Genomic DNA, 7,952 nt, shown 5'->3' on the forward strand with positions numbered 1-7,952 from the left:
CCAACCTAGCAATAGGAGGCAGCCAACCACGGTCGGGTTAGCGACTGGGGTGAAGTCGTAACAAGGTAGCCGTAGGGGAACCTGCGGCTGGATCACCTCCTTTCAAGGAACTGTTCTGATTTCCTGCGGCATTTTCGGATGTCGAGGTTTGGAACGGTGTCCAATTGCTTCCGGCGGATGCTGGAAGCGGCTCGGTCGCCTGGTCTTCGATTGGGCGCCATCAACATATCCCTTCCCCGCGACGACTCTGTCTTGGAGTTGTGCGATGCTGTGCATCGTGCGAACCATGACTGAGTAGGGGGCTAGTAGCTCAGCTGGTTAGAGCACACGCTTGATAAGCGTGGGGTCGGAGGTTCAAATCCTCCCTGGCCCACCAAGTATTTCTCGGAGTTTTGTTCTGAGATAAGGTGCTGAGCACTTGGTCCCTGGTTTTTTCTTCTGGTTGTTACTGTCCTGTGAGGGGGTGTAGCTCAGTGGGAGAGCACCTGCTTTGCAAGCAGGGGGCCGTCGGTTCGAATCCGTCCACCTCCATGGGAGCCTTCGGGTGAGCCTGGGTGGGTTGGTTGGGCTGGTGTTCTGACCATCGTCGCGGTGGGAAAGTCTTCGCAAGGGTTAGGAGCGGTGCCGCGAGGCGCTGTGCCGGCTCATGCGGTGCGATCCGTTTGTTCTTCGATTGGAGAGCGGGCGGAATGGTCTTTTGAAATGTGAATCAGGGTTTGGCGCGTCTGGACGCGCCGGCTGCAAGTCTGACCGGAGGAGGCACGCGAGTGCTGAGTCCCCGCAGCCGGGAAGTGTTCAGAAGCGTGGAGGCGGCATGATCGCCGATCTTGGGGGCGCCTAGCCTTCGGGGTTGAACATCATGTCGTGGACTATGTGTGTGCGAAGTGGCGACGTCCATCGGGTTTATTCAGTGTTTCTCGCATTGAATGGAGATCGGTGGCATCGGGATGGGGATAGGTTCATCGATCGGTTGTCTGGAGAGGTCCGGGCAAGACGGGGTTGGATGGTTCCTGTGCAAGATGGGGGTGAGTGGCGCGAGCTGTTCATCTGCGTGGTTGTGAGCATGAGAAGGGCGTTCGGTGGATGCCTTGGCACCAGGAGGCGATGAAGGACGTGGCACGCTGCGAAAAGCCATGGGGAGCCGCGAGCAGGCGTTGATCCATGGATATCCGAATGGGGAAACCCACCCGCAAGGGTATCATGATCTGAATACATAGGGTCATGAGGCGAACCCGGGGAACTGAAACATCTCAGTACCTGGAGGAAAAGACATCAACAGAGATTCCGTCAGTAGTGGCGAGCGAAAGCGGAACAGGCCAGTGGCCTATTGAAATCGAGCAGAACGGTCTGGAAAGTCCGGCCATAGCGGGTGATAGCCCCGTATGCGGTGAGGTTTTGGTAGGTCCTTGAGTAGGGCGGGACACGTGAAATCCTGTCTGAACGTAGGGGGACCACCCTCTAAGCCTAAATACTCCCTGGTGACCGATAGTGAACAAGTACCGTGAGGGAAAGGTGAAAAGCACCCCGATGAGGGGAGTGAAATAGACCTGAAACCGGACGCCTACAAGCAGTCGGAGCCGCAACTGCGGTGACGGCGTACCTTTTGTATAATGGGTCAGCGAGTTTCTGTTTGCAGCAAGCTTAAGCCGGTAGGTGTAGGCGTAGCGAAAGCGAGTCTGAATAGGGCGATATAGTTGCAGGTAGAAGACCCGAAACCGAGTGATCTAGCCATGGCCAGGCTGAAGGTGCGGTAACACGCACTGGAGGGCCGAACCCACGCCTGTTGAAAAAGTCGGGGATGAGCTGTGGCTAGGGGTGAAAGGCCAATCAAACTCGGAAATAGCTGGTTCTCCGCGAAATCTATTGAGGTAGATCGTCGGGTGTTTACCCTGGGGGGTAGAGCACTGGATGGGCTAGGGGGGCCCAAAGCCTTACCAAACCTAACCAAACTCCGAATACCCAGAAGTATAGCCCGGCAGACAGACCATGGGTGCTAAGGTCCGTGGTCGAGAGGGAAACAGCCCAGACCGCCAGCTAAGGTCCCCAAATCGTGGCTAAGTGGGAAAGGATGTGGGAATTCCAAAACAACCAGGAGGTTGGCTTAGAAGCAGCCATCCTTTAAAGAAAGCGTAATAGCTCACTGGTCTAATAGAAATCCTGCGCCGAAAATGTAACGGGGCTCAAGCCACGTACCGAAGCTGCGGGTGTCAAAGACGTAGCTGTCTTTGATGCGGTAGCGGAGCGTTCCGTAGGCCTGCGAAGGGAGATGGGGTGACCCCTCCTGGAGGTATCGGAAGTGCGAATGCTGACATGAGTAGCGACAAACAGTGCGAGAAACACTGTCGCCGAAAGTCCAAGGGTTCCTGCGCAAGGTTAATCCGCGCAGGGTGAGCCGGCCCCTAAGGTGAGGGCGAAAGCCGTAGTCGATGGGAACCAGGTGAATAGTCCTGGGCCTGCTGGAAGTGACGAATGCGAAATGTTGTCGGGGCTTATTGGATTGTCCCGGCTTTTTGAGCATTCCAGGAAATAGCTCCAGCGTATAGACCGTACCCTAAACCGACACAGGTGGACTGGTAGAGCATACCAAGGCGCTTGAGAGAACCATATCGAAGGAACTAGGCAAATTGCTCGCGTAACTTCGGGATAAGCGAGACCCGTTTGTGGGCAACCATGGGCGGGTGGCACAGAGCAGGGGGTAGCGACTGTTTAGTAAAAACACAGGGCTCTGCGAAATCGAGAGATGACGTATAGGGTCTGACGCCTGCCCGGTGCCGGAAGGTTAAGAGGAGGTGTGCAAGCACTGAATTGAAGCCCCGGTAAACGGCGGCCGTAACTATAACGGTCCTAAGGTAGCGAAATTCCTTGTCGGGTAAGTTCCGACCTGCACGAATGGCGTAACGACTTCCCCACTGTCTCCGGTATGGGCTCAGCGAAATTGAATTCCCCGTGAAGATGCGGGGTACCCGCGGTCAGACGGAAAGACCCTATGAACCTTTACTGCAGCTTTGCAGTGGCATCAGGGGAGCACTGTGTAGGATAGGTGGGAGGCTTTGAAGCCGGGGCGCTAGCTCTGGTGGAGCCATCCTTGAAATACCACCCTGGGCGCTTCTGATGTCTAACCGAGTCCGGTCATCCCGGGCCGGGACCCTGCATGGTGGGCAGTTTGACTGGGGCGGTCGCCTCCCAAAGTGTAACGGAGGCGCGCGATGGTGGGCTCAGGCCGGTCGGACATCGGCTGCTGAGTGCAATGGCATAAGCCCGCCTGACTGCGAGAGCGACAGCTCGAGCAGAGACGAAAGTCGGCCATAGTGATCCGGTGGTCCCGCGTGGAAGGGCCATCGCTCAACGGATAAAAGGTACTCTAGGGATAACAGGCTGATCTCCCCCAAGAGTCCACATCGACGGGGAGGTTTGGCACCTCGATGTCGGCTCATCACATCCTGGGGCTGGAGCAGGTCCCAAGGGTTCGGCTGTTCGCCGATTAAAGTGGTACGTGAGCTGGGTTTAGAACGTCGTGAGACAGTTCGGTCCCTATCTGCCGTGGGTGAAGGAGACTTGAGAGGATTTGTCCCTAGTACGAGAGGACCGGGATGAACATACCTCTGGTGCACCGGTTGTCACGCCAGTGGCACAGCCGGGTAGCTAAGTATGGACGGGATAACCGCTGAAAGCATCTAAGCGGGAAACCCACCTCAAAACTAGGTCTCCCTGAGGGTCGTGGTAGACCACCACGTCGATAGGCCGGGTGTGAAAGCGGGGCAACCCGCTCAGCTAACCGGTCCTAATCACCCGATAGGCTCACAAGACACACCATCCTGCACAGCAATCATCCAACCATTCCTTCAATGGTGGACCGACCAATCCCAACTGACAGCATCCGCTGACAGGCAAATACAATCGCCACAACGCACACACACAAACTCCAGCCAAACCCTCACAACCCAACCGTCCCCAGGTGCAAACCTGGAGCCGGGTGGATTGGACGACCTGGTGGCCATAGCGGGGAGCCTACACCCGATCCCATCCCGAACTCGGCCGTGAAAAACCCCAGCGCCCATGGTACTGCGTCTTAAGGCGCGGGAGAGTAGGTCGCCGCCAGGTCTTCCAATCCACCCAACACACATACAAATCCGCAGGCACACCACCGCCCGCGATCACACAGCTACCAACGCGGGGTGGAGCAGCCCGGTAGCTCGTCAGGCTCATAACCTGAAGGTCACAGGTTCAAATCCTGTCCCCGCAACCAAATCAATCCAAGACCTATAGCCAAACGCACCATCGCCCCAAGCCAAGGTCGCGATGCTGTTAAAGCCATGTGAAAGTAGACCTAAATCTCCGGACAAGGTTCACCCTTAGCTAAGGGAGAGCCTTGTCCGGAGATTTAGGTGTACCTTCAACAGGATCGCGTCGCCATGGACGTAAGCCTGCGCTCAAGGCCGCCTTGCGGGGATTTGGCCTATTTGTGAGTCTGCGCTCGTAAGGAATCCTTATGAGCACTCATAGCAGCACAGCATGCCGCAGATAACTTTGCTGACGGGCCCAGAACGGCGACGTCGGTGGAACCTGGAGGACCGCCGTCGGATTTTGGCAGCGGCATTTCTCCCCGGCGCCGTAGTCGCTGAGGTTTCGCGCCAATTCGAAGTTTCCACAAGCCTCATCTACAAATGGAGACGACACGCGATGGCGAGTACGGGTGTGTCCTTCGCACCGGCGGTTTTAACGCCTGAGCCAGGACGCTCCGAATTGGCGGCCGACGCCACGGTGATCACGGTGGAACTAGCTAGCGGGACGCGGCTGAAGATCGGGGCCCAAGCATCCCCGACGCTGGTGACGGCGGCGCTGCAGGCCTTGCGATGATTCCGATTGCCAGTGGTGTGCGCATTTGGATCGCAACCGGCCACACGGACATGCGTCGTGGGATGCCCGGATTGGCGTTGCTGGTCCAGGAGGGGCTCGGCAGGGATCCATTTGCGGGAGACATTTTTGTCTTTCGTGGCCGCAGCGGTTCATTGATCAAAGCGCTTTGGCACGACGGCATCGGGCTATCACTTTATGCAAAGAAATTGGATCGCGGCCGGTTTATCTGGCCACAAACAGTGGGCGGCGTGGTGGCGCTGACGGCGGGTCAGATGAGTTATCTTCTGGAGGCAATCGACTGGCGGAACCCGCAGCAAACCTGGCGACCTCAATCCGCCGGATAGCCGAAAAAGGCGCTAAAATCGGCATATAACAGTACCATAGACCCCGAATTCATGATTCTATCGGGGTCATGGACGCCGCCTTTTCCGACCTTCCGGACGATATCGACGCGCTGAAAGCCGCGCTGACGATCGAGCGCGCCAAGATGCGGGAAGTCACTGCGGAGCGTGACGTCGGAGCCGCTGAACTCGCCGTCGCCCGAGCCAAAGCGTCGGCCGACCTGGCCATGATCGCGCACCAGAAGCTGCGGATCGCCAAGCTGGAGCGTCAGCTCTACGGCCCTCGCTCGGAGAGGTCGTCCCTTCTCATCGATCAATTGGCGCTCCAGTTCGAGGAACTGGAAGCAAGTGCCACCGAAGATGAGCTGGCCGCCGAGATCGCCGTCGCCAAGGTCACCACGGTGACGGGGTTCAAACGCCAGCGCCCCGAACGGAATACCTTTCCGGAACACCTTCCTCGCGAGCGGGTGGTCATTGAGCCGCCGACCGCGTGCGACTGCTGTGGCGGAAACCGCCTGCGCAAGCTGGGCGAAGACGTGACCAAGACCCTGGAATCGATCCCCCGCCAATGGAAGGTGATCGAGACCGTGCGGGAGAAGTTTACCTGCCGGGACCGCGAGAAGATCAGCCAGGCCCCAGCCCCCTTCCATGTAATCGCCAGAGGTTGGGCGAAGCTGGCCAAGGTTCCGCCGGCGTTAGCCGGTGGAATGCCAGCGGAGGGAGGGGCGAACCTGCTAGCGATGATCCTGTTCGAGAAATTCGGTCAGCATCAGCCTTTGAACCGGCAGGCCGAGCGCTACGCTCGGGAGGGCGTGCCGATCAGCCTGTCGACCATGGCGGATGCCGTGGGGTCGGGTTGTAAGGCACTGGAACCGGTGCTTCGGCTTGTCGAAGCTTACGTCATGGCGGCCGAACGCCTGCATGGAGACGACACGACCGTGCCGGTCCTGGCCAAAGGGAAGACCGACACGGGTCGATGCTGGGTGTACGTCAAGGACGACAAGCCCTTCGGCGGATCATCACCGCCCGCGGCGATGTTCTATTATTCGCGCGACCGTAAAGGCGAGCATCCGCAGATGCATTTGGCCAAATACGTCGGGCTCTTTCAGGCTGACGCCTTTGAGGGCTACCGCAAACTCTACCTTACGGACCGAAGTCCTGGTCCCATCTTGGAAGCAGGGTGCTGGGTTCATGCCCGGCGTCCATTCTTCGCGATGGCCGATCTCGAACAGAACGCCCGACAACAGGCCGCGGGGAAGAAGGCCATCGTGCTCTCTCCCATTGCCATCGAGGTCGTGCGCCGCATCGACGCACTGTTCGACATCGAGAGACCCATCAACGGCAAAAGCGCCGAAGAACGCCGAATGGTTCGCCAGGAACTGAGTAGACCGCTCGTCGATGACCTTCGTGTTTATCTGCGCGAGCAACGCGCCAAGCTCTCTTCAGCTCACGACCTCGCCAAGGCCATCGATTACATTCTGAAGCGATGGCCCGCCTTTACTCTGTTCCTGAGCAACGGACGTGTATGCTTGTCGAACAATGCCGCCGAACGTGCGTTACGCGGCATAGCTCTCGGACGTAAATCCTGGATGTTCTGTGGATCGGATCGTGGGGGCCAACGGGCGGCCGCCCTGTACAGCCTCATCGTCACCTGCAAGATGAATGACATTGATCCGCAGGCCTGGCTGGCAGACGTCCTGGCCCGTATCGCCACTCACCCCGCCCATCGCCTTGACGAACTACTGCCCTGGAACTGGAAACCAGCAACAGCCTCTGCCGCGGCTTGATCTACACAAGCCCAATGGATCAAACGATCCACCATGATTACCTGCGGCTTAGGCCGGATGCTTACGACAACCTATCCCGCCTTCGGCCTTTATCGTGCGATGAAATGGGGCATCGAAGGCCTCGTCGAGACGCTGGCGAAGGAGGTCGGCCCTTTCGGCATCGATCGCGTCATCGCCGAACCCGGCCCGACTGCCACAAGCGTCGGCGCCAATGTCGATCGCTCGGTTCCGCTTGCCGCCTATGACGCCACGCCTGCCGCAGACTTGCGCCGCGTCATCACATCCGGGTCGTTCGCGCCAGAGGCGATGCGCAACGCACTGTCGCGGCCGTGATCGTCGCCGCTGACGAGGAACGGCCCCATTGAGGCTTGCGCTCGGCAGTATCGCCTACGAGCGCATCGAGCAAGCGCTCGCCGAACGCCTTGAAGCGGTCCGCTGGCAGAAAGCCGTAGCATTCTCCGCTGATCGTCAGGAAGCCGCACTTAGTAGATGGCGCGGCACTACCCAACTGATTTTTGCTGAGCACTGGATCATCAGCAGGTCACATTACTATAGGAAGGATTGCGCTCCTCCGTAGCGCACTCTGCATAGTCGATTGATCCTCGTCGGGGTCAACACGCGAGACGCACCAATATCGCGTGTCAACGAGGAATAGAGGCTTTAAAACAGTTTTTGATCTTCGTGAGGTTTAAAGTGCGCCTTCTGCATCGGGTGACCTTGGAATACCAAGAGGACCGCAGCACAAGCCTAGCTTTTAGCCTGATGCTGCTTCCACCAGGAAGTGGCTGTTATCGACGAATATCATCTTCGTCTGACCTGACGAAAGCCCTCATGTTCGACGGTCGTAGGGTTTTCCACTTCGTCTGCAAAACTAGGGTCAGGACTCATTCTTTGAGATAGAAGGTGACACTGGCTGCGATGCAGATGGCGGAGAAGAAGGTGTGTGCGCAGCGGTCGTAGCGGGTGG

The 7,952-nt window shown here is 58.1% G+C and carries 5 protein-coding genes, 3 tRNA genes and 3 rRNA genes (1 of these 11 only partly in view); all 11 read left to right on the forward strand.

Annotated features, from left to right (window positions below):
• Nucleotides 1-103, forward strand: a 16S ribosomal RNA gene (locus GSQ83_RS22375) (it extends 1,394 nt beyond the left edge of the window).
• 196 nt (nucleotides 104-299) lie between these two features.
• A tRNA-Ile gene (locus GSQ83_RS22380) sits at nucleotides 300-376 on the forward strand.
• 83 nt (nucleotides 377-459) lie between these two features.
• Nucleotides 460-531: transfer RNA gene (locus GSQ83_RS22385), tRNA-Ala, on the forward strand.
• Nucleotides 532-1,055: 524 nt separating this feature from the next.
• Nucleotides 1,056-3,806, forward strand: a 23S ribosomal RNA gene (locus GSQ83_RS22390).
• A gap of 180 nt (nucleotides 3,807-3,986) precedes the next feature.
• A 5S ribosomal RNA gene (gene rrf / locus GSQ83_RS22395) occupies nucleotides 3,987-4,101 on the forward strand.
• The 16S, 23S and 5S rRNA genes sit together here with 3 tRNA genes alongside, the layout of an rRNA operon.
• 68 nt (nucleotides 4,102-4,169) lie before the next feature.
• Nucleotides 4,170-4,246, forward strand: a tRNA-Met gene (locus GSQ83_RS22400).
• Nucleotides 4,247-4,512: 266 nt separating this feature from the next.
• Nucleotides 4,513-4,857 (forward strand): IS66-like element accessory protein TnpA, encoded by a 345-nt coding sequence (tnpA, locus tag GSQ83_RS30910; RefSeq protein WP_158805101.1) that lies wholly within the window; start codon nucleotides 4,513-4,515, stop codon nucleotides 4,855-4,857.
• Nucleotides 4,854-5,201, forward strand: a complete 348-nt coding sequence (gene tnpB / locus GSQ83_RS22410) for an IS66 family insertion sequence element accessory protein TnpB (RefSeq protein WP_158805102.1) — start codon at nucleotides 4,854-4,856, stop codon at nucleotides 5,199-5,201. The genes tnpA and tnpB overlap by 4 nt, the downstream gene beginning before the upstream one ends.
• A 68-nt stretch (nucleotides 5,202-5,269) precedes the next feature.
• Nucleotides 5,270-6,985, forward strand: coding sequence for an IS66 family transposase (gene tnpC, locus GSQ83_RS22415; protein WP_174246717.1), 1,716 nt, complete (start codon nucleotides 5,270-5,272; stop codon nucleotides 6,983-6,985).
• 57 nt (nucleotides 6,986-7,042) lie between these two features.
• Entirely contained in the window at nucleotides 7,043-7,318 is a 276-nt protein-coding gene (locus tag GSQ83_RS22420) for an SDR family NAD(P)-dependent oxidoreductase (protein WP_158805103.1), read from the forward strand.
• A 28-nt stretch (nucleotides 7,319-7,346) separates the two neighbouring features.
• Nucleotides 7,347-7,562, forward strand: coding sequence for a hypothetical protein (locus tag GSQ83_RS22425; protein ID WP_158805104.1), 216 nt, complete (start codon nucleotides 7,347-7,349; stop codon nucleotides 7,560-7,562).
• Nucleotides 7,563-7,952: the final 390 nt, after the last annotated feature.

Origin of the sequence: Acidisoma sp. L85 (assembly GCF_009765865.1) — a bacterium.
Classification (GTDB): domain Bacteria; phylum Pseudomonadota; class Alphaproteobacteria; order Acetobacterales; family Acetobacteraceae; genus Acidisoma.